Origin of the sequence: Amycolatopsis sp. NPDC051045, assembly GCF_040682955.1 — a bacterium.
Taxonomy (GTDB): domain Bacteria; phylum Actinomycetota; class Actinomycetes; order Mycobacteriales; family Pseudonocardiaceae; genus Amycolatopsis.
This window is the reverse complement of sequence record NZ_JBFBCC010000011.1, coordinates 1-23,771: the sequence shown is the minus strand read 5'-3', so window position 1 is coordinate 23,771 and position 23,771 is coordinate 1. Positions and strand designations below refer to the sequence as shown.

Annotated in this window: 21 protein-coding genes and 2 pseudogenes; 11 read left to right on the top strand and 12 right to left on the bottom strand. The window is 71.8% G+C overall.

Annotation, left to right across the window (positions count from 1 at the left end):
- Nucleotides 1–2: 2 nt before the first annotated feature.
- A complete protein-coding gene (locus AB0M80_RS25360; RefSeq protein ID WP_364569518.1) occupies nt 3–1,739 on the bottom strand; it encodes a thiamine pyrophosphate-binding protein in 1,737 nt (578 codons plus the stop codon).
- Between the two features lie 276 nt (nt 1,740–2,015).
- Between AB0M80_RS25360 and sucC the strand changes: the two genes are divergently transcribed.
- The gene (gene sucC, locus AB0M80_RS25355; protein WP_364569515.1) at nt 2,016–3,161 is read left to right on the top strand and encodes an ADP-forming succinate--CoA ligase subunit beta; all 1,146 of its coding nucleotides are present in this window, start codon (nt 2,016–2,018) and stop codon (nt 3,159–3,161) included.
- Between the two features lie 2 nt (nt 3,162–3,163).
- Nucleotides 3,164–4,051 carry a succinate--CoA ligase subunit alpha gene (gene sucD, locus AB0M80_RS25350; RefSeq protein ID WP_364569512.1) on the top strand — a complete coding sequence of 296 codons (888 nt, stop codon included), beginning with the start codon at nt 3,164–3,166 and terminating at the stop codon, nt 4,049–4,051.
- 159 nt (nt 4,052–4,210) lie between these two features.
- On the opposite strand, the gene fdhD is transcribed toward sucD, so the two are convergent.
- The 3 genes from fdhD to AB0M80_RS25335 form a co-directional block, all read right to left on the bottom strand.
- Nucleotides 4,211–5,044, bottom strand: a complete 834-nt coding sequence (gene fdhD / locus AB0M80_RS25345; RefSeq protein WP_364569509.1) for a formate dehydrogenase accessory sulfurtransferase FdhD — start codon at nt 5,042–5,044, stop codon at nt 4,211–4,213.
- A gap of 1 nt (nt 5,045) precedes the next feature.
- Nucleotides 5,046–6,356: an OFA family MFS transporter gene (locus AB0M80_RS25340; RefSeq protein WP_364569506.1), complete on the bottom strand. Its 1,311-nt coding sequence runs from the start codon at nt 6,354–6,356 to the stop codon at nt 5,046–5,048.
- 430 nt (nt 6,357–6,786) lie between these two features.
- On the bottom strand, nt 6,787–7,197 hold the full coding sequence (locus AB0M80_RS25335) for an Lsr2 family protein (RefSeq protein WP_364569503.1): 411 nt from the start codon (nt 7,195–7,197) through the stop codon (nt 6,787–6,789).
- 217 nt (nt 7,198–7,414) lie between these two features.
- On the opposite strand from AB0M80_RS25335, the gene AB0M80_RS25330 reads away from it, so the two are divergent.
- Nucleotides 7,415–7,969, top strand: coding sequence for a hypothetical protein (locus AB0M80_RS25330; protein ID WP_364569500.1), 555 nt, complete (start codon nt 7,415–7,417; stop codon nt 7,967–7,969).
- Between the two features lie 259 nt (nt 7,970–8,228).
- On the opposite strand, the gene dinB is transcribed toward AB0M80_RS25330, so the two are convergent.
- Entirely contained in the window at nt 8,229–9,419 is a 1,191-nt protein-coding gene (dinB, locus tag AB0M80_RS25325; RefSeq protein WP_364569497.1) for a DNA polymerase IV, read from the bottom strand.
- Between the two features lie 155 nt (nt 9,420–9,574).
- Here dinB and AB0M80_RS25320 point away from each other — a divergent pair, with 155 nt between their 5' ends.
- Together AB0M80_RS25320 and AB0M80_RS25315 are read left to right on the top strand one after the other, a co-directional pair.
- Complete coding sequence (locus AB0M80_RS25320; RefSeq protein WP_364569494.1) at nt 9,575–9,994, top strand: hypothetical protein; 420 nt, start codon at nt 9,575–9,577, stop codon at nt 9,992–9,994.
- 38 nt (nt 9,995–10,032) lie between these two features.
- Entirely contained in the window at nt 10,033–10,560 is a 528-nt protein-coding gene (locus AB0M80_RS25315; RefSeq protein ID WP_364569491.1) for a 2'-5' RNA ligase family protein, read from the top strand.
- A 65-nt stretch (nt 10,561–10,625) separates the two neighbouring features.
- On the opposite strand, the gene AB0M80_RS25310 is transcribed toward AB0M80_RS25315, so the two are convergent.
- From AB0M80_RS25310 to AB0M80_RS25295, 4 genes are all read right to left on the bottom strand, one after another.
- A complete protein-coding gene (locus tag AB0M80_RS25310) occupies nt 10,626–11,699 on the bottom strand; it encodes a hypothetical protein (RefSeq protein ID WP_364569488.1) in 1,074 nt (357 codons plus the stop codon).
- Between the two features lie 9 nt (nt 11,700–11,708).
- Nucleotides 11,709–12,299, bottom strand: a complete 591-nt coding sequence (locus AB0M80_RS25305; RefSeq protein ID WP_364569485.1) for a hypothetical protein — start codon at nt 12,297–12,299, stop codon at nt 11,709–11,711.
- Nucleotides 12,300–12,319: 20 nt separating this feature from the next.
- Nucleotides 12,320–12,754 (bottom strand): XRE family transcriptional regulator, encoded by a 435-nt coding sequence (locus AB0M80_RS25300; protein WP_364569482.1) that lies wholly within the window; start codon nt 12,752–12,754, stop codon nt 12,320–12,322.
- 614 nt (nt 12,755–13,368) lie between these two features.
- Complete coding sequence (locus AB0M80_RS25295; RefSeq protein WP_364569479.1) at nt 13,369–15,147, bottom strand: discoidin domain-containing protein; 1,779 nt, start codon at nt 15,145–15,147, stop codon at nt 13,369–13,371.
- A 213-nt stretch (nt 15,148–15,360) separates the two neighbouring features.
- Here AB0M80_RS25295 and AB0M80_RS25290 point away from each other — a divergent pair, with 213 nt between their 5' ends.
- Together AB0M80_RS25290 and AB0M80_RS25285 are read left to right on the top strand one after the other, a co-directional pair.
- Nucleotides 15,361–16,293, top strand: a complete 933-nt coding sequence (locus AB0M80_RS25290) for a DUF1996 domain-containing protein (RefSeq protein WP_364569476.1) — start codon at nt 15,361–15,363, stop codon at nt 16,291–16,293.
- A complete protein-coding gene (locus tag AB0M80_RS25285; protein ID WP_364569473.1) occupies nt 16,290–16,826 on the top strand; it encodes a DUF305 domain-containing protein in 537 nt (178 codons plus the stop codon). Before AB0M80_RS25290 ends, AB0M80_RS25285 begins: the two co-directional genes overlap by 4 nt.
- A gap of 58 nt (nt 16,827–16,884) precedes the next feature.
- On the opposite strand, the gene AB0M80_RS25280 is transcribed toward AB0M80_RS25285, so the two are convergent.
- The 3 genes from AB0M80_RS25280 to AB0M80_RS25270 form a co-directional block, all read right to left on the bottom strand.
- Complete coding sequence (locus tag AB0M80_RS25280; RefSeq protein WP_364569470.1) at nt 16,885–20,115, bottom strand: TIM-barrel domain-containing protein; 3,231 nt, start codon at nt 20,113–20,115, stop codon at nt 16,885–16,887.
- Nucleotides 20,116–20,225: 110 nt separating this feature from the next.
- Nucleotides 20,226–20,714, bottom strand: a complete 489-nt coding sequence (locus AB0M80_RS25275; RefSeq protein ID WP_364569467.1) for a DinB family protein — start codon at nt 20,712–20,714, stop codon at nt 20,226–20,228.
- A gap of 18 nt (nt 20,715–20,732) precedes the next feature.
- Nucleotides 20,733–21,764 carry a LacI family DNA-binding transcriptional regulator gene (locus AB0M80_RS25270; RefSeq protein ID WP_364569464.1) on the bottom strand — a complete coding sequence of 344 codons (1,032 nt, stop codon included), beginning with the start codon at nt 21,762–21,764 and terminating at the stop codon, nt 20,733–20,735.
- Nucleotides 21,765–21,813: 49 nt separating this feature from the next.
- Between AB0M80_RS25270 and AB0M80_RS25265 the strand changes: the two are divergent.
- The 4 genes and pseudogenes from AB0M80_RS25265 to AB0M80_RS25250 form a co-directional block, all read left to right on the top strand.
- Nucleotides 21,814–22,101, top strand: a pseudogene (locus tag AB0M80_RS25265) (histidine kinase); the annotation flags it as partial.
- A gap of 137 nt (nt 22,102–22,238) precedes the next feature.
- Nucleotides 22,239–22,536: pseudogene (locus AB0M80_RS25260) on the top strand (LuxR C-terminal-related transcriptional regulator); the annotation flags it as partial.
- A gap of 33 nt (nt 22,537–22,569) precedes the next feature.
- The gene (locus AB0M80_RS25255) at nt 22,570–22,914 is read left to right on the top strand and encodes a hypothetical protein (RefSeq protein ID WP_364569461.1); all 345 of its coding nucleotides are present in this window, start codon (nt 22,570–22,572) and stop codon (nt 22,912–22,914) included.
- 3 nt (nt 22,915–22,917) lie between these two features.
- Complete coding sequence (locus AB0M80_RS25250; RefSeq protein WP_364569458.1) at nt 22,918–23,709, top strand: hypothetical protein; 792 nt, start codon at nt 22,918–22,920, stop codon at nt 23,707–23,709.
- Nucleotides 23,710–23,771 lie beyond the last annotated feature (62 nt).

Below are 23,771 nucleotides of genomic sequence, written 5' to 3'. Positions count from 1 at the left end.
GCTCACTTGTACATGGTCTGGTTCACGGTTCCGGGGGCGTACACGTCGGGATCGACCCAGACGTTGATCAGCGACGGCTTGCCGGATTCGCGGGCCCGCAGCAGCGCCGGCCCGATGTCGGCCGGATCGCGGACTTCTTCTCCGTAGCCGCCGAGCATCCGCGCGAACTCGTCGTAACGGACGTCGCCGAGGGTGTTGCCGACGCGCTCGCGCGGCAGGCCGTACTTCGCGGCCTGGCCGTAGCGGATCTGGTTCATCGACGAGTTGTTGCCGACGATCCCGACGAACGGCAGGTCGAACCGTACGAGCGTCTCGAAGTCCCAGCCGGTGAGGCTGAAGGCGCCGTCGCCGAAGAGCGCGACGACTTCCTTGTCCGGGCGCGCGTGCTTGGCGGCCAGGACGAACGGGATGCCGACGCCGAGGGTCCCGAGCGGACCGGGGTCCATCCAGTGCCCGGGCGACTTGGGCTGCACCACCTGGCCGGAGAAGGTGACGATGTCGCCGCCGTCGCCGATGTAGATCGAGTCCTCGGTGAGAAACTCGTTGATCTCGTGGACCAGCCGGTACGGGTGGATCGGGCACGCGTCGGAGTGCTGCAGCGGCAGCCGCTTCCGCTTCGCCGCTTCCTCCACGGCCTGGAGTTCTTCCAGCCAGGCCTTGCGGCCGACGGCGCCGTTGTCGCTGCGCCCGGTCGCCGCCTGCGCCACGGCGGCGAGCACCTGCCCGGCGTCGCCGACGATGCCGAGGTCGACGTCGCGGTTCTTGCCGACCGTGCGGTAGTCGAGGTCGATCTGCACGACGGTGGCGTCCTTCGACAGCCGCTTGCCGTAGCCCATCCGGAAGTCGAACGGGGTGCCGACGATGACGATGACGTCGGCGTTGTCGAAGGCGTACCGGCGCGAGAGCTGGAAGTGGTGCGGATCGCCCGGCGGCAGCGTGCCGCGCCCGGCACCGTTCATGTACGCCGGGATGTTGAGCGTGCGCACCAGCTCGGTGGCCGGCGTGGTGGCCCGGGTGGTCCAGACCTGACTGCCGAGCAGGATGGCCGGTTTCCTGGCGTGCACCAGCAGGTCGGCGAGCTTCTCGACGTCCGCGGGATCGCCGGCGTTCTTCGTGGACGCCCGGTAGCGGCCGGCTGCCGGGATCCGGGCGCTGCTCAGGGGCACCCGCGCGTCGAGGACGTCACGCGGGATTTCGAGGAAGGACGGTCCCGGCGCCCCGGCGTAGGCCTCGCGGAAGGCCATCGAGACGAGGTCGGCCACCCGGGCGGTGTGCGGCACGGTGGCGGCGAACTTCGTGATCGGCGTCATCATGTCCACGTGCGGGAGGTCCTGCAGGGACCCCATCTTGTGCTGGGTCAGCGCGCCCTGGCCGCCGATCAGCAGCATCGGGCTTTCGGCGCGCAGCGCGTTCGCGACCCCGGTGACGGCGTCGGTGGTGCCCGGCCCGGCGGTGACCACCGCACAGCCGGGCTTGCCGGTGATCCGCGCGTAGCCGTCGGCCGCGTGCGCCGCGACTTGTTCGTGCCGGACGTCGATGACCTCGATGCCTTCGTCGACGCAGCCGTCGTAGATGTCGATGATGTGGCCGCCGCACAGGGTGAAGATCGTGTCGACCCCTTCGGCCTTCAGCGCCTTGGCCACCAGGTGGCCGCCGGAGATTTCGGCCGGCGCGGGCTCGGCGCCGTTCGTCGCTGCGGCACTCTCCCCCGCGGTGGTGCCGGTCCTGGTCAGCGCCATGGCTCAACTCCTCTGGTCCGCCGCCGGATCTCTCTGGTCCGGCGGTGCGTGTCGCCTCTTCTGTCATCAGCTGAGTTCCGAGGTCAACGGGCCCTTCGCGGCAGACTGTAGATTGCATACCGTATGGGGTAGGCATATAGTCACTCTTCTGGCAGCCCGTGTCCAGGGCCATCCGCAGGTTTTTCCGGCACTCGAAGCGGCCCCCGCGGACCACCACCCCGTGCCCGGACACGGCGGACTTCCTGGCCCTGCCCGCCGCGGAAAGGACGCCCCCGCATGGACCTCTTCGAACACGAAGCCCGGGCTCTCTTCGAGAAGCACGGCGTACCCGTCCCCCGCGGCCGGGTCGCCGCCGATCCGGCCGCGGCCCGTTCCGCGGCGGCGGCCCTCGGCGGTCCGGTCGTGGTCAAGGCGCAGGTGAAGACCGGCGGCCGCGGCAAGGCGGGCGGCGTCCGCGTCGTGCCTACCGCCGACGACGCCGAGCAGGCCGCCGACGACATCCTCGGGATGGACATCAAGGGCCACACCGTGCACCGGGTCCTGGTGACCGAAGCGAGCGAAATCGCCGACGAGTACTACGTTTCCTTCCTGCTCGACCGTGCCGGGCGGACGTTCCTCGCCATGGCCTCGACCGAAGGCGGGATCGAGATCGAAGAGGTCGCGGCGTCCCGGCCGGACGCCCTGGTTCGCGTTCCGGTGGATCCGCTGACCGGGGTCGACGCCACGGCCGTCGCGGCCGCGTTCCCCGCCGGCGTCCGCGCCGAAGTCGCCGGGGTGGTCGAAAAGCTGTGGAAGGTGTTCGTCGCCGAGGACTGCACGCTGGTCGAGGTGAACCCCCTGGCCGCCACGTCGGCCGGGATCGTCGCACTCGACGGCAAGATCACCCTCGACGACAACGCGTCCTTCCGCCGTTCCTCGTCCTACGACGATCCTGCCGACGGCGATCCGCTGGAGCGCGCGGCGCGGGCGAAGGGCCTCAACTACGTCAAGCTCGACGGGGACATCGGCGTGCTCGGCAACGGCGCCGGCCTCGTCATGTCCACTTTGGACGTCGTGGCGGCGGCCGCGGCGGAAGCGGGCGCGCGGGGGCCGGCGAACTTCCTCGACATCGGCGGCGGCGCGTCGGCCGAAGTGATGGTCGACGGGCTGACCGTGATCCTCGGCGACCCGCAGGTGCGCAGCGTGTTCGTCAACGTCTTCGGCGGCATCACCGCCTGCGACGCGGTGGCGACCGGGATCGTGCGATCGCTGGCGGTCCTCGGTTCGCGCGCGACCAGGCCCCTGGTCGTGCGGCTCGACGGCAACAACGTCACCGAAGGCAGGCGGATCCTCGACGAAGCCCGCCACCCCCTGGTCACCGTGGTGGCCACCATGGACGACGCCGCCCGCCGGGCGGCCGAGCTCGCGATCGCGGAGGTCTGACCGTGGCCATCTTCCTGGACGAGAACAGCCGGATCGTCGTCTCCGGCATCACCGGTTCCGAAGGCGCGAAGCACACGCGGCGGATGCTGGCCGCCGGGACGAACGTCGTCGGCGGGGTGAACCCGCGCAAGGCCGGGCAGCACGTGGACATCGGCGCGGCGTCGCTGCCGGTGTTCGGCAGCGTCGCGGACTCGATGGCGTCGACCGGCGCCGACGTCTGCGTCTTGTTCGTGCCGCCGCCGTTCGTCGCCGACGCGGTCATCGAGGCGGTGGACGCCGGGATCGGGCTCGCGGTGGTGATCACCGAAGGCGTCCCGGTGCACGACACCGCGCGGCTGTGGGCGCACGGCGTCGCCGCGGGCGGGCGGACCCGGATCATCGGCCCGAACTGCCCGGGCATCGTCTCCCCGGGCAAGGCGAACGCCGGCATCATCCCGGCCGACATCACCGGGCCGGGCCGGATCGGCCTGGTGTCGAAGTCGGGCACGCTGACCTACCAGCTCATGCACGAGCTGCGCGACATCGGGTTTTCGACGTGCGTCGGCATCGGCGGAGACCCGATCATCGGAACGACGCACATCGACGCGGTGGAGGCGTTCGAGAAGGACCCGGAGACCGACCTGATCGTGCTGATCGGCGAGATCGGCGGCGACGCCGAGGAGCGGGCCGCGGAGTTCGTGCGGGCCAACGTGTCGAAGCCGGTCGTCGGGTACGTCGCCGGGTTCACCGCTCCGGAGGGAAAGACGATGGGCCACGCGGGCGCGATCGTCTCGGGTTCGTCGGGGACGGCCGCGGCGAAGAAGGAAGCACTGGAGGCGGCGGGAATCCGGGTCGGGCGCACGCCGAGCGAGACGGCAGCACTGGCTCGCGAGGTCCTCGGGGTCCGGTGACGGAGCTGCCGGCCGGCGGTGGTGGCGGTCGCCGAGGAGGACGGGTTCACGGCGGCCGCCCAGTGCCTGCGGACGGTCCAGTCGACGGGTTCACGGCGGCCGCCCAGTGCCTGCGGACGGTCCAGTCGACGGTGGTCCGGGCGCTGAGGCGTTACCGGCTCAGCTCGGCTGAAAGCCCAGGCGGTCCGGTCGCGTGTAGACGTTCATCGACGTCCCCCGCAGGAAGCCGACCAGGGTCAGGCCCAGCTCGGCGGCCAGGTCCACCGCCAGCGACGAGGGGGCCGACACCGCGGCCAGCAACGGGATCCCGGCCATCGCCGCCTTCTGCACCAGCTCGAACGACGCCCGCCCGCTCACCATCAGCGCCGTCCCGGACAGGGGCAGCTCGCCGGCCCGGGTCGCCCAGCCGATCACCTTGTCCACCGCGTTGTGCCGGCCGACGTCCTCTCGCAGGCACCGCAGCTTCCCGTCGGCGTCGAAGAGCCCCGCCGCGTGGAGACCGCCCGTGCGGTCGAAGACCCGTTGCGCCGCACGGAGTTCGTCCGGCAGCGCGGCCAGCGTCGCCGGGTCGGTGGCGAACGGGTCGCCGTCGACCGGCCCGGTGATCGTGGTGCGCACGGCGTCCAGGCTCGCTTTGCCGCACAGACCGCACGAAGACGTCGTGTAGAAGTTCCGCTCCACCGAGGCGTCCGGCGGCGCGACGCCGTCGCCGAGCACGACGTCGAGGACGTTGTACGTGTTGCCGCCGTCAGCCGTGGCGCCGGCACAGTAGCGGATCGACCGGATGTCGGCGGCCGCGCGCACCACGCCTTCGCCGACCAGGAAACCGGCGGCGAGATCGAAGTCGTCGCCCGGGGTCCGCATCGTGATCGACAGCGGCTTCCCGGCGACCCGGATCTCCAGCGGCTCCTCGACAGTCAGCGTGTCCGGCCGGGTGACGTGCCCGCCGTCGTGGACGCGCAGTACCAGCCGCCTGCTGGTCATCCGGCCCACGTCACGCCACCGGCAGCAGCGACTTGGGCCGGCCCGGCTGGGTCAGCCGCCCGGACAGCACCGCCGCCACCACGCTCAGCACCCCGGCCGCGGTGAACGCGCCGACGAACCCGTGCGCCGCCACGACGAGGGCGGCCGGCCCGATCCCGACCACCGCGCCGACGGCCTTGGCGCTGTAGAGGATCCCGAAGTTCTGCGCCGTCGACTCGTCGCCGAAGTATTCGCGTACCAGGCCGACGAGCAGCGTGTAGCAGCAGCCGTTGCCGAGGCCGGCCAGCGCGGCGCCCAGCAGCAGGCCGACGGTGTGCCGGTGTTCGCCGGAGTAGAACAGCACGAACTGGGCGACGCCGCCCGCGAGCAGCGCGAAGCGCAGGATCCGGTGCCGGCCGAGCCGGTCGGCGAGCCGTCCGATGAGGACCCGGCCGCTCCCGGTGGCCGCGGCGAGCAACGCCAGTGCGGCCGCCGCGAGCCCCGGCCCGCTGCGCGCCGCGGTGAACGTCGCCAGGTAAGCGAGGTCGAACAACAGCACGGCGGCCGCGAGCACGACCACGAGGTACAGCGAAAGCGTCGTGCCGCAGCGGAACAGTTCCGCCGGCCGGTAGTGCCGGACCGCCGGACGCCCGTTGTGCGCCCGGTCGAGCGCCCAGGTCCGCGGTTCCGGCGTGGCCGGCCACCAGTGCCGCGGCGGGTACCGCAGCAGCGCCGCGCACCCGGCGATGACGGCGAACACGACGGCCGCGGTGACGTCCAAGAGCACCGGCCGCGCGGCGGGCAGAGCAGCGGCGAACACGACGAAGGGAACGCTGCCGAAGGCGAAGGCCCCGCTCACGATGCCGGCACGGGACCCGGTGCGGTCGGGGAACCAGGCGAGCACCGCGCCGATGCAAGTGGCGTAGACCAGGCCGGTGCCGAGCCCGCCGAGCACGGAGTACCCGAGGAACACCGCCGGCAGGCTGGTCGCGTGGCCGAGCGTCACCAGCCCGGCCGCGCACAGGACCGCGCCGGCGGCCATCGCCGCCGGCGCGGGAAGCAGTCCGCGGTCGCGGAGCCACGCCGCCGGGAACGCGGTCCCGGCCTGGCAGATCGCCCACACCGCGAGCGAGAGCACGATCCCGCCGAACGTCCAGCCGGGTGTCCGGGCCAGCGACGGCACGATCGCGCCGAAGCCGTACTGCTGCACCCCGGCGGCGAGCATGGCCGCCGCGGCGAGCCACGTGATCCACGTCCGCGGCCGGCCGAGCAGCTCGCGGTCGGACTCCCCGACGCGGTACCGCCGTCCGTTTACGTCCCGGAGTTCGCGGACCTCGGCCATGGCGACCGCCTCCTCGCACCAACTGAAGATTGTATGCAGTATGGAATAGGCCGAGTGTGCGCCGATCCGCCGAGGATGTCTACAGGTGGTTCGGCCGGCCGCCCGGATGGACGATCGAGGCCCGTTACGCGAGGAAGAAAGGCGGCCCGGTGGCCATCGAGGGAGGAGGCGGCCACCGGACCGGTGCTCCGCCGCGGTACCGGCCGCGCGGAGCACTGACAGTCTGGCCAGTCGAGCCGCTCGCCGACAAGCTTTCGCCGCGGTCAACTGCGCAATCCGGGCCGCGACCGCCCGGTGGTGTCCACATCGAACCGGGCGGGTGACGGTGAGACACGAAAGGGATACCGAACGCCACTCGAGAAGACTCAAGCGACGGCGTGCCGACGAAGCCGCGCCGACCGGCGCGGCTTCGTCGGCACGAAGACAGCCTTCAAGACTTCTTGCGGGTCGTTCGCTTGCGCGCCGGCTTGGCTTCAACCGGCTCGGCCGCCGCGGCCTGGTCGGCCTCGAAGCCGGCGATGATCTCGCTGGAGAGGCGGCCGCGTTCGGCGACCTCGTAGCCGTTCGCCTGCGCCCACTCGCGGATCTGCCGGTTGCGCTCGCGGTCGGTGCCCGAGCCGGCCGGGCCGGACAGCGACTGGCCGCTCGCCAGGCGGACCTTGCGGCCGCCGATGCGCCGCGCGGCGGCGACGTAGCGAGCGAGTTCGTCCCGCAGCGTGGAGGCGTTCTCCTCGGACAGGTCGATCTCGTACGTCACCCCGTCGAGACTGAAGGGGACGGTCTGCGAAGCCTCGCTGCCGTCGAGGTCGTCCACCATCTGGACCTGCACCCGTTGCGCCATGATTCGTCGTTCCTCATCTTCTCCAGAACACGGTCGGACAGACCCTAACCTGTCGAATCATGCCCGGCACGCTCGACACCCTGAAGCGTCCACAATGGCCGCTCGGGCGAGCGGGTCGCTCCCGTCCAGAGTGACCTCAACCGAGCCGAAATGCTCGTCATCTGGCCGGGGATTCAATTTCGTGATATGCTCGAAATCGAATCGATACCGCGGCGGGATGAAACCCACCGACTTTCCCGGTATTGCGCCCCGCGTCAGCCACACCGCGTTCACCGCCGCCGCCGCGCCGGCAGCGGATTTGCTCGCCGACGCCGGGCCGAACCCCTTCTCCGGCTCCCCTGTCCACCGGCCTTCTCGGCGACCGCACCGAGAACTCCTGACCTGCCACCGGCTCCACGGCCGACGTCCGATCCCGGTCGGCGCCCGCGCCGAAGCAGTGTGCCGGACCGGGTTCACCGAAGCACGCCCGATGCGCATCAATTCCGGTATATACCAGTATCCGATTCCGGGTGCCGGCTCGATTCGTTCACGTATCGGACCGCACCGGACGATTGCGGCCGTGCGAGACCGGCCACTGGCGGCCCGGGCGGTCAAACGGGAACGGCCGGTCGGTGCCGAACCGGCTACGGTCACCTTCGCGCCGGTCGCCTTCGAAGCCGACCGGCTCCGGGAACCGCCGTCCAGAGTGGACTCGACCCGTTTCGCGCCGTGTCCGCCGGCTGGCTGGGTGTCACCGCGTACCGGACGCGGACGGCGATTGCCGCGGCATTGAGGCACCCGGCGGATTCGCGCCGGATCGGAAATCGTGACCGATCACCTGCCTCCGCGGAACGCGGCCGGAAACGGCCACGCCGACACCCCCGGGCGATGGCCGCCGCCGCACAGGGTGGGCCATGACGCAGGTTCCTGCCCCGCGGCGCGTCCGTGCTCAGGGGCGAAGCTCGGCGCGAGGTCGCCGAACAGCCGACAGGCGGCGCCCGCGCGCATTCCCCGCCGAGCGCCGCATTTTCCGGGCGGCGCGGCCGTCCCGGTCAGTCGGGCAGCATCGGTACTTCGAGGTCGTCCGGCCGGCCCAGCAGAACCGCCCGGGTGACGGCGGCCTTCCCGAACCGGTCCCGCACCGCGTCCAGCGCGGAATCGAGTTCGGTCGCCCGCTGCCGCTCGAACGGCAGAGCGGGCTGGAAGGGATTTTCGTCCGCCAGGTTGGACAGCGCCGCGCCCAGCAGGGTGATCCCCCGGTCGGCGATCAGCGGCTGCGCCGCGTCGAGCAGGTCCCGCGCCGCGGCGAGCAGCACGCCGGTGCCGGCGGTCGGGTCGGTCAGCGTGTGCGAGCGGGTGGCCCGGGAGAAGTCGGCGAAGCGCAGGCGGATCGTCACCGTCCGGCAGACGCGCCGGGCGGCGCGCAACCGGCGGGCGATCCGGTCGATCAGCGCCACCAGCACCACATCGAGCTCGGCCGGGGTCCGCCGGCCGCGCCCGAGGGCCCGCTGGGCGCCGATCGAGCGCCGTCGCCTGCCGGTCTCCACGCGGCGCGGGTCTTCGTTGTGCGCCAGGTGGTGCAGGTGCGCCCCGGCGGCCCGGCCGAGCAGGCCGACGAGGTCCACGTGCTCGGACGCGGCCAGCTGGCCCACGGTCGTGATCCCCCGCGCCCGCAGCTTCTCGGTGGTGACCTTGCCGACGCCCCACAGCGCCGAAACCGGCAACGGGTGCAGGAACTCCAGCTCCGCGTCGTGCGGCACGACGAGCAGGCCGTCGGGCTTGGCCACGCGGCTGGCGACCTTGGCGAGGAACTTGGTCCGCGCCACCCCGACGGTGATCGGCAGCCCGGCCCGCTCGGCGACGGCCGCCCGCAGCCGTTCGGCGATGCGGCTCGGCCGCCCGCCGATCCTGGCCAGCCCCCCGACGTCGAGGAAGGCCTCGTCGATGGAGATGCCCTCCACCCACGGCGTGGTGTCGTGGAAGACCTCGAACACCGCCCGGCTGGCGGCCAGGTACGCCGACATCCGCGGGCGCACGACGACCGCGTGCGGGCACAGCCGGCGGGCCTGCGCGCCACCCATCGCGGTGCGCACGCCGTACGCCTTGGCCTCGTAACTCGCCGCGAGCACCACCCCGCCGCCGACGATCACCGGCCGTCCCTTGAGCGCCGGGTCGTCACGCTGTTCGACCGAGGCGTAGAACGCATCGAGGTCGGCGTGCAGGATGGGCCCCTCGGCGGTCATAGAACACATGTTCGCATATCCGCGGGCCGAAGGCCGCTCGTCCGCCTGCCGCGGCCGGCCTGCCGCCGGTCGAAAGTGCGCGTTTTTCCGGTTGTCCGCGCTCTGTTGCCCCGCTCACACTCGAAGGATCGAACGACCCGACCACTGGGGGCGACATGACCGAGAAGTGCCGATGCGGCGACCACCACGCGTGGGCCACGCCGAACCCGCAGGACCGGCCGGCCGCGGCGCGGCAGCCGCTGCTGGCCGCGACGCTGGCGCGCGAAGACCGGGGGGAGGACGCCGGCGGGCTCGACCCGACCGACCGCGTCACCTGCCGCACGCACCGCCGCTGGCTGCACGACTGCGTGGCGTCACCGGTGCACACCAACCCGGCGATCGGGTACCGCTGGTGCCGCAGCTGCGACCACCAGGCGCTCGTCGCGGTGGACGAGCTGGCCGGCGAGGTGACCATCCACTGCGGGCTCTGCGGCCGGATCCCGCGCAGCCGCGCCAACCAGGAACTCGTGGAGCTGTGCCGGCGAAGCCTCGCGTTGGCCCGCTCGGGCCGGTTCCCGGAGAGCGCCGTCGCCTGAGCGCCGCTGTCACCCGACTGCCCTGCCATGATGCGAGAGTGCCCGAATCCGGAACCACCGCGCTGGTGATCCTGCTGCCCGCCGCCGAGCCCGTGCTCGCCGCCGCCCGGCGGGTCGATCCCGCCCTGGTCCGTCCTGGTTTGCCTGCTCATGTGACGGCGTTGTACCCGTTCCTGCCGGACGGCTCGCTGACCGACGAGGTTTTTGCGGCGATCCGGGCATTGGCGGCGGCATTCGCGCCTCCTGAGGTGCGGCTCACGGAGTTCGTGGCGGCGCCGGGGTTTGCGGCTCTTCCGGCTCCTGCTCTTCAGCCGGTCGCCGATGCGGTTTGTGCTCGGTGGCCGGAGATTCCGCCCTACGGGGGCCGGTTCGGGCCGCGCCCGGTCGCGCACCTGACGGTCGCGATGGGCGGCTCGGAGGAGGCTCTCGAGCGGGTGGCTCAGGAGGTGCGGCCGCTGCTGCCGCTGACCGATCGGGCCGGCGCTCTGCAACTGGTCGCGCTTACGGAACGCGGCTGGGAGCCCAGGCTGGAAGCGCCGTTCGGCGGTGAGCGGCCGGTGCAGTGACCACAGTTGTGTAGTCAGTGCACCTTCGAGGTCACTGCGCCTGTGATGTGACTACACCTTCGGCGTCACTGCACCTTGGCGGGCGCCATTCCCTCCAGCTTCCGGTACGCGCGGGCGATCGCTCGCAGCCGGGCCACGTCCGCGGCGAACGGTTCCGTCGCCGCGGTGGGCGGCTCTGTCTCGTCCGGCTCGTCCGGAAGGTCGCGCACCAGCCGCGCCGCCGCCGGGGGCGCCAGGTCCGGGGTCACGCCCGCCAGGATCAAGCCGTCGTTGGTCTCGCTCATCGCCGTCAGCAGGCGCTCCCGGCGGGACGGGCCGCCCGGGTCGATGCGGACGATCTGCGGGAACCGCCGCGTCAAGTGCGCACGCAGGGGCCGCAGCAGGCGCAACGTCCGGGCGTCGCGCCGTGACGCCGCCAGGCCCGGGACCGCCGGGATCGTCAACCCCAGCACGATCAGCAGCACCGACACCGCCGGGAAGCCGACGTCGAGCGCGCACGGCAGGGTCGAGAACGGCCCGCGGCACAACGCCTTCGCCGGGTGGTCGGCCTCCAGGGCGCGGATCGTCGCGACCACCTTCCCGGCCAGGTACGCGACCGCGAACGCCGACGCCAGCAGCAACAACGCGAGTCCCACGCGCAACGCGCCGCCGCTCGCCCGGATCGTCACCGCCGCCACGGCCCCGATGTCGAGCACCGCGAAGCCCAGGTACACGGTGTAGGTGAACACGTAGACCACCAGCGTCGGGTGCGTGCCGTACAGCTCGTCGAACAAGCCGAGGCCGCGCGGCAGCCCGGACGTGCTGAAGAACGTGACCACCAGCACCGTCAGCGCCACCCCGAGCACGCCGAGCCGGGTGCGGCGGCCGCGGTCGCGGGTGCCGCTGATCTCCGCGACCGTCAGGCCGATGCCGTACGCGGCGACCATCGTCGCCAGGTTCGACAGCAGCCGGCCGAGGCTCGGGTAGAGCTCGCTCTCGAACTGCTGCGCGCGGTTGGACAGGAAGCAGAACGCCGCGCCCAGCGCGACGAGCGAGACGGCCAGGCCCGCACCCGCGCCGGTCCGCCGGGCGCGGACCGCGCGCCAGATTCCGGCGAACAGGGCGAACAGCCCGACTCCGACGAAAAGTATGTCGATCACGGGACGCGACTATCCCAGGAGTGCCGCCAGCCGCCTAGCCTGGTCCGCCGCCCGGCCGGACGCGCCCGGCTGAACGGCGGACGGCTCGCTCGTCGCCGCGCTCATCAGCAGGACGGCGATCAGTTCGGCCTCGTACTCGTCGGTGCCGGTCGTGACGCGGGTCAGCAGGTGCGACAACGCCCGCGGCGCCAGGTCCGGGGCGAGCTCGGCGGCCTCGGAGTCCGACATCAGGCAGGTCCCGGTGTGCGCGCACAGCATGTGGGCCAGCTCGTGGGTGATGATGTGGTCCTGGTGCAGCGCCGACGTGTGCTCGGTGTAGGCGATCAGGTCGTAGTCCGGGCGGGCCTGCCACGCGCCGGACGGCTGCCCGGGCCGGTACGCGATCGGGACGAGGTCGATCTCGCGCCCGCGCCACGCTTCGAGGCCGTCGACCCAGGCGTTCATCGACCACGGCCGGGGCAGTGGGACGGCGGCGAGCACCGTCCGCACGCGCTCGCGTGCCCGGTGGCGGAGGTCCGGTAGGCCGCGCTCGTCGATGGGTCCTCCCCGCTCACCAGGCGCCAGCCGGGTGCACCGGGGCGCGATCACGGACAGGCTCATCGTAGCCGAGCCGACCGGAGTCACTCCGGCTTCCGGCGCCGGCCCGCCCGGCGCCGGGTGTCGTCGTAGCTGCTGAGCTGGTCCAGCAGCGCGGTCACGGTTTCGCGGTCCCGCGGCGAGAGCCGCATGGCCCGCTGCGCCAGGTTCCGCGCCTCGGTGTCGCGCCACGCCACGACGTCCTCGACCTGCTGATCGACCTGTCCGGCGACCTCGTCGTCGAAGAAGTACGTCACCGGCACGCCGAAGAACTGGGCCAGCGCCTGGATGTGCGAGCGCTTCGGGTCCTTGCGGGCGCCGACGGCCAGCTGCTGCACGTGGGTCGCCGACATCGTCACGCCGGTCTGTTCGGCGACGCCGTGCGCGATCTCCCGGTAGGAGTACGGCTTGCGGTCCGGCGGGTGCACGGTCGCGATCAAGTGCGCCAGCCGATCGGCGAAACTGCGCTCTTCGCTCACCACACACCGCCTACAGCCATGAAACGTGACACCGGCCAGAGTAGCTGTTCCGAAAACTTGACACCGCGTGTGCCGGAAAGACTACGATACCCCTGTCCGGTGTTTCGGAAACGTAACAGCGGGCCCGGGGTGGCGCAGCGGCCGCGGGTGACTCACGTGGCCGCTGGGGGTGGCCACGCGCCCAACCTTCCCGCCGCGCCGCCCCTCCTTCCACCGCCTCCGGGCGCGCTCTCGCCGCGAACAGCGGGCGCACCATTCCGGGCGGCCGCCTCTGGTGTGCTCCGGCACGAACAGTTGACGCACCACCTCAGCCGACCAACCTCGGCGGGCTCCGGCACGAACAGCCGACACAGCACCTCAGCCGACCAACCTCGGCGGGCTCCGGAACAAACAGCCGACGCACCACCTCAGCCGACCACCCCATGTGCTCCGGAACAAACAGCCGACGCACCACCCGGCGACCGTTCACCCGGACCCGGTCACCGCCTGAGAATCAACGCACCACCCGGCGGCGGCGACCGGGTCGTCCTGCAAGACCCCGAGGGGCACCTTTTCTGCCTCGCCGAGGGTTGAAACCGTGGTGGCCCCTCGACGCCGAGGGGCCACCACGGCCGTCATGAGCGCGCCGTGGTCGCGGCGCCGCGCGCCAGGTTCGTGCCCGGCACCGGCGGGGCGACCACACGCAGCGAGCGGGTCTCGATGCCGACGTTGCCGCGACCGTCCCGGGCGTAGAGGTAGAGCTTCCAGACACCCAGCTGCCGCGGCGCGGTGACGGTGAACGTCCCGCTCCCGGTGAACGGGGCCGGGATCAGACCGGCGGCGTTGTCGATGTACTTGCTGTTGTAGCCCATGGTGTAGGTGATCGGGTCACCGTCCGGATCGGACACCGCGGCCGACACCGTGAACGTGCTGCCCGCCGGGACGTCGGTGCCGCGGCTGAGGTTCATCGACGCGATCACCGGCGGGGTGTTGCCACCCGTCTGTCCACTGTAGATCCGGCGGACGGCGTACCAGGACAGCCGCTTCTCGCCGACGGTGGTGATGTTGAACCAGACGCCGCCGAAGTCGCCCTCGGTGCCGTAGTGGAAGAGCGTCGCGCCGAGCGCCACCCCCGGGTGGGCCAGCACGCAGTTCCAGGCGTTGACGTAGCCGTCGCGCTTCTGCTGGTCGGTCGGTTCGGTGGGCACGCCGTCGACGTCGTTCGGCACCTCCCATTCACCGGCCGGGCCGGACTCGGTGATGAGGTACGGCTTGGTGTAGCCGCCCGCGAGCCAGTCCTGCTTCACCTGGCAGACGTGGGCGTAGGAGTTGACCGAGTAGAGGTCGAGGTTCGGCGCGTACGCCTGGTAGTACGGCCACGCACCGGTCCAGGCGTCGGTCGACGTCACCGGGTGGTTCGCGTCGATGGCGTGGATCGCTTGCGCGGCTTGGTCGACGAAGCGGGTGTAGGCGATCCGCTCCTGCTCCAGCTGGGTGCCGGCGTAGCAGTTCTGCATCCCGAGGACGGACTCGTTGCCGACGTTCCACATCAGCACGCCGGGGTGCGCCCGGTAGGCGGTCACCCACTTCCGGATTTCGGCGAGCATCGTGTTCTTGTAGTTCGTGTCCGTCGTGTAGGCGACGCAGCCGCCGCTGCCCGGCCCGCCGCCGGGCTGCAGCCAGAATCCGCTGACCACCTTGATCCCGTTGGCCGCGGCGGCGTCGAGCAGTGGCTGGGTGGTGCCGTCGGTGCCCCACGTACGGACGGTGTTGACGCCGATCGCGTGCAGCTCGGGCATCCGGGTGGCCGCTTCGCCGACCGGCGGGCCCCAGGTGAGACCCTTGACGGTCCACGGTATCCCGTCGACCGTGAGCTGCCAGTTCCCCTGCGTACCGGTCACCCGGGTGATGCCCGGGCCGTCCTGCGTCGGCGTTCCCGGAGTGCCGCGGACCTGGAATTCCCAGAGCGAATAGCCGTAGCCGCCGACGCGGTGAGTGCCGTAGAGGCGCACATAGCGGCCGTGACCGGTGACGGCGAGGGTTTGCATCCCGCCGGTCGCGGTCGTCGTGCTGTATACAGTCTGCCAAAACGCGGCATTGTCCGAGATCTGGATTTCGTATGCAGTCGCGTAGGCGGCTTCCCAGTTCAGGGTGACCTGGCTGATGTCGGCGGGCGCGCCGAGGTCGACCTGCAGCCACTGCGGGTCGCTCCAGGCGCTCGCCCAGCGGGTGCCCGGGTCGCCGTCGACGGCCGCCGAGGCCGCAGTCCCCGCGCCTTCGCTGCTCGACGCGGTGGCCGGTCTGCCCTGGGAAAGCAGCGTGGCGGCGTGTGCCGGGGACGGGCCGGCGAGCAGGCCCAGCACCAGCAGAGCCACCAGCGCGGGGACGGCACGGAGAAGCGACGGTCGGTCCACGATGACTCCCGTACGGCAGGGGAACGAGGGTTTGGAGAGCGCTCTCCAGCCTGACCGATGGTTCGACACGCGCCCCGCGTTGTCAATATCCGCCCCCGAACTCGACAATGACTGTCCGGCAGGCGAACCGGGTGCTCCTTGACAGGGTGGTGACCGGTGCTCATGCTATGGGAGAGCGCTCTCCCATCCTTGGCACCTCACCGTGGAGGACCCTTGGCAACGAAAGCCGCGCTCCTCGCCTGCACCGCCGCCACCGTGCTGGCAGGCGCCTTCCTGACCGCGGCCACCTGGTCGCCCGCCGGGGCCGACGACCTGGTGACCCACCACGAGTTCCAGGTCAACTGCTCCCCCAGCCACCACCAGCCGGACGACCCGATCGTCTTCCCCGGGCTGCCCGGCGCGTCGCACGACCACACGTTCCTCGGCAACAAGACCACGAACGCGGCCACGACCCTGCAATCCCTGCAGGCCGCGGGCGTCGGCAACACGACCTGCCTGGCCCCGGACGACCTGTCCGCGTACTGGTTCCCGACGGTGTACAACGGGAACCAGGTGGTGCTGCCGAACTTCGCACAGGTCGTCTACTACAAGTCCGGCATCCTCGACTACACGAAAGTCGTCCCGTTCCCGCCCGGCCTGCGGTACGTCGCCGGGAGCGTCACGGCAACGCAGGACGAGTTCCAGCACGCGCCCGGCGCGATCGAGGGCTGGGAGTGCGGGGACAGCTTCCACAACTGGGACGTTCCCGTGCGGTGCGTGGCCGGCAGCCAGCTCAACATCCGCTACCAGGCGCCGAGCTGCTGGGACGGCGTCCACCTGGACTCGGCCGATCACAAGAGCCACCTGGCGTACCCGGACCGGGCGACGCTGACGTGCCCGGCCGATCATTCCGTGGCCGTGCCGATGTTGGAGTTCAAGATGGCCTTCCCGGTCAGCGGCGACATGTCCGGGGTGCACCTGGCCAGCGGGCGCGGGTACTCGTGGCACTACGACTTCTACAACGCGTGGGACCCCGAGACGCTGGCGGCGCTGGTGAAGCACTGCATCAACGGCGGCCTGCAGTGCGACCCGCGCGGGTTCGACCTGTACAAGCCGGACCGCGGCAGCGTGCTCGGCCCGAACTACCGGCTGCCCGGCCGGCCGTGACCCGACGGGTCCTGGGGGCGGCGGTGGTGGCGCTGGTCATGGGCGGATGCGCCACCACCGGTCCCGCCCCGGCGGCCCCCGGTCCGACGCCCTTCAACCCGACGGACGTGGCCTGGCTGCAGCTGGTGGTGCCGATGACGGACAACGCCCGGTCCGCGGCCCTGCTCGCACCGGACCACGCGGCGAGCACGGCGGTCCGCTCGGCGGCGGCCGCCTTCGCCGGCACCCAGGAACGGCTGCTGGTCCGCCTGCGGGCCGCCCGCGACCGGGCCGGACTGCCCGCCGCCGACGTCCACACTGGACACCGGATGCCCGGCATGGTCACGGCGGCGGATCTGGTGGCGTTGCGCACCGACCGGGGCGCCGGCTTCGACCGGCGGCTGCTCGCGCTGCTGCGGGCGCACGCTGCGCAGCTCGTTGTGCTGGCCCGCGGCGAAGAAACCTCCGGTGCCGACGCGCAGACCCGGGAGCTGGCCCGGGACGTCGGCGCCGAAGGAGCGCACGAAAGCGAGGTGCTCGCGCGAACGGCCTGAATACGTGAAGGCCGCCTTGAGAAACTCAAGGCGGCCTTCACGTTGTTCGATCGGTGGCTCAGTACGAGACCGTGACCGGCGCCCGCCCCGGGTGGGCCGGTGCCGTCACCGTCAGCGTCTTCGTGGCCGCGTCCCACTGCCAAGCCGACGACGGCGCCCAGCCGGTGCCGACCTTCACCCGGTTCGGAGCCGACGTCACGCCGAGGAACTTCACCGTCCATTCGCGCTGCGCCACCTGGCCCCGGAACCCGCCGGCCGTAGGCGCCACCGTGACCGTGTGCGCCCCGAAGCGCTCGGTGTAGGTGATCTTCGTCGACGACGAGCGCGCCGACGAAGTGCCGTTGTCCTCGTACAGCGAGAACGTTCCCGAGCCGCCGGGCGCGACCGTCACCGTCACCCGGTTCAGCGGGTTCTGGACGTCGTTGGCGACGTCCGCCGTCCGGGTGGCCGTGATGCCGCCCGCGCGGAGGAACACCGGCATCGTGCCCAGGTCGGAAGTGACCTGCTGCGTCGTCCCGCCCGCGTAGGTCTTGCCGGTGAAGTAGTCCGTCCACTGCCCCGGCGGGAACCACACCGACGTCGTCGCCGAGGTCCCGGGGGACGTCACCGGCGCCACCAGCATGTCCGGCCCGTAGAAGTACTCGCTCTGCGCCGCCGCGTACGCGGCCGGCTCCTCCGGGTACTCCAGGTACGTCGGCCGCACCACCGGAACGCCCGTCGTCGCGGCCTCCTGAGCCAGCGTGTAGGTGTACGGCACCAGGTTTTCCCGCAGGTTCAGGAACTTCTTCGCCGAGTCCTTCGCCGCGCCGCCGTACTGCCAGGGCAGCCGGTCGCTGTGGTTGCTGTGCAGCCGGTCGATCGGCTGGAAGGTGCCGAGCTGCACCCAGCGCGCGTACAGGTCGTCCGGCAGCTTGACCGTCTGGCGCTGCTGGCCACCGGAGGTGTAGGTCTCGCTGCCGCGCAGGCCGGTCGTGTCGTTGTGGCCGCCGATGTCGTGGCTGATCGCCGACATGCCCGTCGCGGCCGACTCCGCCGGCGTGATGCCGACCTCCATCCGCAGCGTTCCCCACGTCGAGGACGTGTCACCGGTGAAGTGGAGCGTGCTGCGCTTGTCCGCCCACGGCCCGGTCGCCAGCCCGGTGGGACCGCCGTAGCCGCCGGCCTGCAGCGACCCGTACGCCCGCGAGATGACGAACCCGCGGCCGGTCGCGGGCGCCGCGAGGTCGGCGTACTGCTGGTTGATCCAGGCGTCCGGGGTGACGCCGGGCAGGCTCGAGCGCGAGGCGTCGCAGCACCAGTCGAGCCACCAGAAGTCGTTGCCCTGCTGCATCATCCCGGCGTGCAGGTCGAGGTAGGCCTTGAGCTGGTCCGGGTCGCCCCAGTCGAAGACGTAGCAGTCGGTCCCGCAGCCGGACTTGACCAGCTTGCCCTTCGCCGTCGCCTGGGCGCGGGCGAACTGCGGGTCCGAACCCATGATGCTGGGGTGGATGTTGAGGTTGTTGTGCAGGCCCTGGGCCTTCGACCAGGCGAAGAACCCGGCCGGGTCGGGGAACTTCGCGGTGTCGAACTGCCAGCCGTTCCAGGTGTCCGGCGCCTTGAAGTCGGTGTCGGTCACCAGGACGTCCAACGGGACGCCCTCGCTGCGGAACCGCGGCAGGATGGTGTCGCGGTAGTCGGCCGCGGTGCGGTCGATGTACTCGGAGTACCAGACGCCGTAGGCCCACCGCGGCAGCAGCTGCGGCGGCCCGGTCAGGGTCGCCAGGTCGCGCAGTCCCGCCTTGTAGTCGTGGCCGAACGCGAAGAGGTAGCCGTCCTGGTAGGGGTTCCCGCCGTGGGACGGCCGCTGCGTCACCGCGCGGGTCCGCGTGTCGTACAGCGCCGAGGGGCTGTCGTCGAGCAGGTACCAGCCGTCCTGGTGCAGGAGCCCTTCGGTGGTGGACGGCGCGCCGTTGTCGCCGTTGACGCCGTCCAGGCCACGCCGGTAGCCGCCGAGCGCGAGGTGCGGCGCCGGGGCGGCGCCCCCGGCCGGGGTGACGGCGACGGTGTCGACGTTGACGTGGCAGCTGGTGTCGTCGGGGCAGCCCAGGACGACGTCGTTCGTGCCCACCTTGAGGTCGACCGGCACGGACGCGCTCTTCCAGGCGTCCCAGCCGTCGGTGACCGGAAGGGTCAGCGTGCGGGTGACGCCGTTCGCGGTGACAGCGGCAGTGCGCATTTCGTGGCGGCCGTCGCCGCCGGTGCCGTTGGCGTACCGGACGTGCAGCAGGTAGGTGCCGTCGGCCGGGACGTCCGCGACGCGGTGGGTCAGCGTCGAGCCGCGGTGGAGCTCGGCGACGAACCCTCGCCCGGCGTACCCGGTGTGGTCGGTCGCCACGACGGCGGACCCCGTGCGGAGCCCGGCTTCCGCCTCGCAGCTCACCCCGGCCGGGCAGCCGGTGAACGCGCGCGCCGAAGCCGGCGGGAACGGCGCACCGGTGGTCAGGACGGCCAGGGCGTCGAGGTTGACGTTGCCGGAATCGGCCGCGGACCGTTCGACGCGGACGCTGTGGCGACCGGCGCCGAGTGCGACCGGGACCGAGGCCAGGGCCCAGGCGTTCCAGTCGGCCGTCGCGGGCAGGGAGAGCTTCTGCGCCACGCCGCCGTCGACCGAAACGCTGAGGGTGCGCGTGCCGTGCTGACCGTCGCCGCCGGTGCCGTTGGCGTAGCGGGCGGTCAGCGAGTACGTCCCCGCGGCGGGCGCGAGGACGTCCGCCGTCACCGAGTTCCCGGTGCTCTCGAACCCGGCGAGGAAGCCTTCGCCGGTGTAGCCGGCGTGGTCGGTGGCGACGCCGAGCCCGTCGGTCGTGAGGTCTTCGGCCTCGCACAGCGCGCCGGCCGCGCAGGTCAGGTGGCGCCAGGGGGCCGCGAGCACCGGGGTCGCACCGGCGGTCGTGCGGAGCTGGAGGTTGCCGCCGTCGAAGGGGCCCGAGTTCAGCCGGTAGGTCAGCGTCGCCGCGCTCGTCCGGATCGTGAGCACGCCGCCGGAAACCGTGCTGGTGTACGGCGTCGGTGTGAAGGCGCCGCGGCCGACGGCGTTGAAGGTGGCGGCGTCGGTGAAGCGGCCGTCGCCCGCGTACTCGGTGCGGATCAGGGTCGGGGACAGCACCTGGAAGCGGGCGTTCCCGGCGGTGACGGTCTGGCGCACGGGCCCGGCCACGGCCGGGGTCGCGACGGTCACCGCCGCGACGGCGCTCCCCGCGACGGCGAGCGCGCAGGCCCGCCGGATGGTTCTCGCTGTTCTGCTCCGCACGGCGGAACTCCGTTCCGGTGAAGGGGACTCGGCGGCGTTACAACGTTGAAAATCTGAGCACAGTGCATCGCTCGATGTCCAGACCACTGGGCGGGCCTGTCCCGGACAGATCAGCGGCCGGTCACGTCGTCGATCTGTTCCCGCAGGATGTCGGCGTGCCCCGCGTGCCGGGCGGTCTCGCTCGTCATGTGGGCGAGCACCCACCGCAGGGTGTGGAACTTGCCGTCGACCGGGACCGCCACGGGGGTGTCCGGGTCCCCGGCGGCCCGGATCGCGGCGTCGCTCGCCTCGATCGCCGCCCGGTAGCCGGTCAGGACCTCGGCCGCGGTGAGCCCGTCCGGGACCGTCATCTCCACGTCCCCGAGGTCCGGTCCGCCCGCGACGTGGTGACCGAACCAGACCCGCTCGGCGCCGGTCAGGTGGTGGACGAGCCCGAGCAGCGTCGTGCCCGAGCCGACCAGGACGCGGCGCAGCTGCTCCTCGGTGAGCCCGTCGGTCTTCTTGAGCACGCACTCGCGGGCGAACGACAGGAACGCCGTCGCCGTGTCGAGTTCGCCGCCGTCGTTGCGCGGCACGGGTTTCCGCTGGGTCTCGGGCATGCCTGCGAACCTAGCGCCTCAGGCGGAGTCCCGGACCACCAGTTCCGGGTCGAAGATCACCGACTCCGCGCGCAGGGCCGGGTCGGCCATCCGGTCGAGCACCATGCGGGCCATCGCCGCGCCCATCTCCTCGACCGGCTGGCGGACCGTCGTGAGCCGGGGGCGGCAGCTCAGCGCGACCCGGCTGTCGTCGAAGCCGACCACCGCCACGTCGTCCGGGACCCGCCTGCCCGCTTCACGCAACACCGTCAGCGCGCCGTAGGCCATCAGGTCGTTGGCCACGAAGAGCCCGTCCAGCGCGGGTTCCTCGGCGAGCAGGCGTTCCATCGCCCGTTCGCCGCCGCGCTCGGTGAAGTCGCCCTCGGCGACCGCGACGTAGGCGTGGCCGTGGCGCGCCATCGCGTCGCGGAAACCGGCCAGCCGGTCCTGCCCCGCGGGGGTGCCCGCCGGCCCCGCGATCGTGGCGATTCGGTGACAGCCGCGCGAAACGAGCCTGTCCGCCGCGAGCCGGGCGCCGTCCTGGTGGGCGACGTCGACGTAGCAGACCGGCGCCGGGCGGGCCGGGCGCGCGAACAACGCCGTGGGGACGCCGGCGTCGGTCAGCACGCGCGGCAGCGGGTCCTCCGCCGGGTGCAGCGAGATCAGCAGCACGCCGCTCACCTGCTCCTGGCGCAGCTTCGGCACCAGCTTCGCGCGCTCTTCGTCGCTGTCGACGAGCATCAGCAGCGGGTGCAGACCGTGCGGGCGCAGGTGCGCGACCACCCCTTCGACGACCCGGCCGAAGAACGGGTCGCCGAACACCCCGCCGGTGAACGCCTCGACGTGCCGCTCCGGTTCGGACACGACCAGCGCGATCCCACCGGTGCGCCGGGTGACCAGCGAGCGGGCGGCCCGATTGGGGACGTACCCGGTGTCGGCGATGGCGCGTTCGACCGTCTCACGCAGCTTCGGGTCGACGTTGCGCACGCTGTTCACCACGCGGGACACCGTGGCGCGCGAGACGCCGGCGACCCGCGCGACGTCCTCCAAGGTGGGCGGCTGCGTCGTCACCAGTCTTTTGTAGCACGCTGTGAGAGCGCTCTCCCACTGCCGCGGGCGAATGTCGGGCACGGCCGGCGCGGAACGGCACTGCCCCGCGAGCGGCCCCCGCGACGAGCATTCCGGCATGACCGGAACCGAAACCGCCGGCTTCCGCCGGTGCTACTGCTCACCGGCGCGTACGCCGGGCTGTCCCTGTTCACCTTCGTCGTCATCGGCGTGTTCCAGAACCACCGAGGCCGAAGGCGCCCGGATCGCCCGCGACCTGCAGGACCTGCTCGGCCACTCGCTCACCGCGATCACGGTCAAGAGCACCTCGGCCACCGACGTCGTCGCCCCGGACCGCCAGGAGCTCTTCGGCTGGGTGGTGCGGGAGGGCCTGCCGAACGTCGCGCGACACGCTCGTGCGTCCCCGGTGCAGCGTCACCCTTTCGGCCGCTTCCGTCGAGGTGGCCGACGACGGCGTGGGCGGGGCGGCGAGCGGACTGCCGCGTCATCATGCTCACGACGTTCGGCCGCCTGGCTACCTGCGGCGCGCGATGGAGGCGGGCGCCGCCGGGTTCGTGGTGAAGGACGCGCCCGCCGAAGTGCTGGCCGACGCGATCCGCCCGCGAACGCGACGTCCTCGTCACGGCCCGGACGGCGCCACGATCGCAGAAACCGCTTCGCGCTCTACCTGTCGGAGGGAACGGTCCGCAACTACGTCTCGGCGGTGATCACCAAGACCGGAGCGCGCAACCGGGTGGAACCGGTCCGGATCGCCGACGAGCGCGACTGGCTGTAGCTCGCGGAGCAGGTGCGCCAGTAGGTTGGAGCCATGCCCGAACCGATCCTGATCTCCATCGCCGCCGCCCTGGCGGCGAAGGGTGCGACCGGACTCTACGACCTGGTCAAACGCAAGTTCGCCAAGAACCCCACGGCCATCGCGGCCCTGGAAGCTGCCTCGGCGGCTCCGGACGACAACCGCCCGATCACGGCGCTGGCCGAGCGGCTGTACGAGGCGGAGGTGGAGGACGGCCAGTTCGCGGAGGCGTTGCGGGAGGAGTGGGAGAAGCTGCCGGAGAGCCGGGTTTCGCAGGGCGAGGTGCACAACACGGTGACCGGGAACGTCACGGGGAAGGTCGTGCAGCTCCGGGACGTACACGGCAACATCAACCTCTGACCCGTGGAGGACGACCGGCCGCCGGCGGCGGGCAACCAGATCTACGGGAACTCCGGCACCGCAGCGCAGATACAGAACGTCTATGGCGGTGTGCACCTCTACGGGAGCACACCCGCGCCAGAGCCGGAGCCGGTCGTCGCGCCGCCTCTGGGGTGGGACGAGCTGCCGGAGCTGCCGCCGGCGGTCCAGGCTCTGCTTCGGCGCCAGGTTGAAGTCGCGCAGGATCTGCCCTACCGGCTGCGCGGTGCTCGTCAGACATCGCTGCAAACGGTTCACGTGCGTCAGGACGTCAGCAGCGGTTCGGATACTCAGTCCTCCGAACCTGCGCGTCCGCTGCCCATGGTCGACGACCAGGGCAAGCCGATCGACCCGCCGGCCCGTCCAGTGCCCCGGCTGATGGTGCGTCCGCCGTCACGCACGGTGCGAACGGCTCTCGACGACGATGATCACCTTCTGGTCACCGGAGGGCCTGGCCAGGGGAAGTCGACGCTCTCGCTGCGGCTGGCCGCTGACATCGCCACTCACTGGACCCGCCAGGACGGCGAGGCGCCGCTCGCCGAACCGGTGGTCCCGTTGCGGCTGACCGCTCGTGAGCTAGCCAAACGGCTCCACCTGCCCTTCTTCCAGGCGCTCGCGGAGAGCACCCAGACCGAGTACGGAGCTCTGCTGGCGGTCCCGATCGATGCCGGAACTCTAGCGGGCCGGGTGGTGGGTTGCCGCTGGCTGCTGCTCGTGGACGGGCTGGACGAAGTCGCCGACCTAAGACCACGTCTCATTTGGGGTTGTTGTGGGTGAGCAGGTCCAGCTTGATAGCCCGGCGGTAGCAGATCACCGCGCAGGCGAGCTGGGTGAATGCC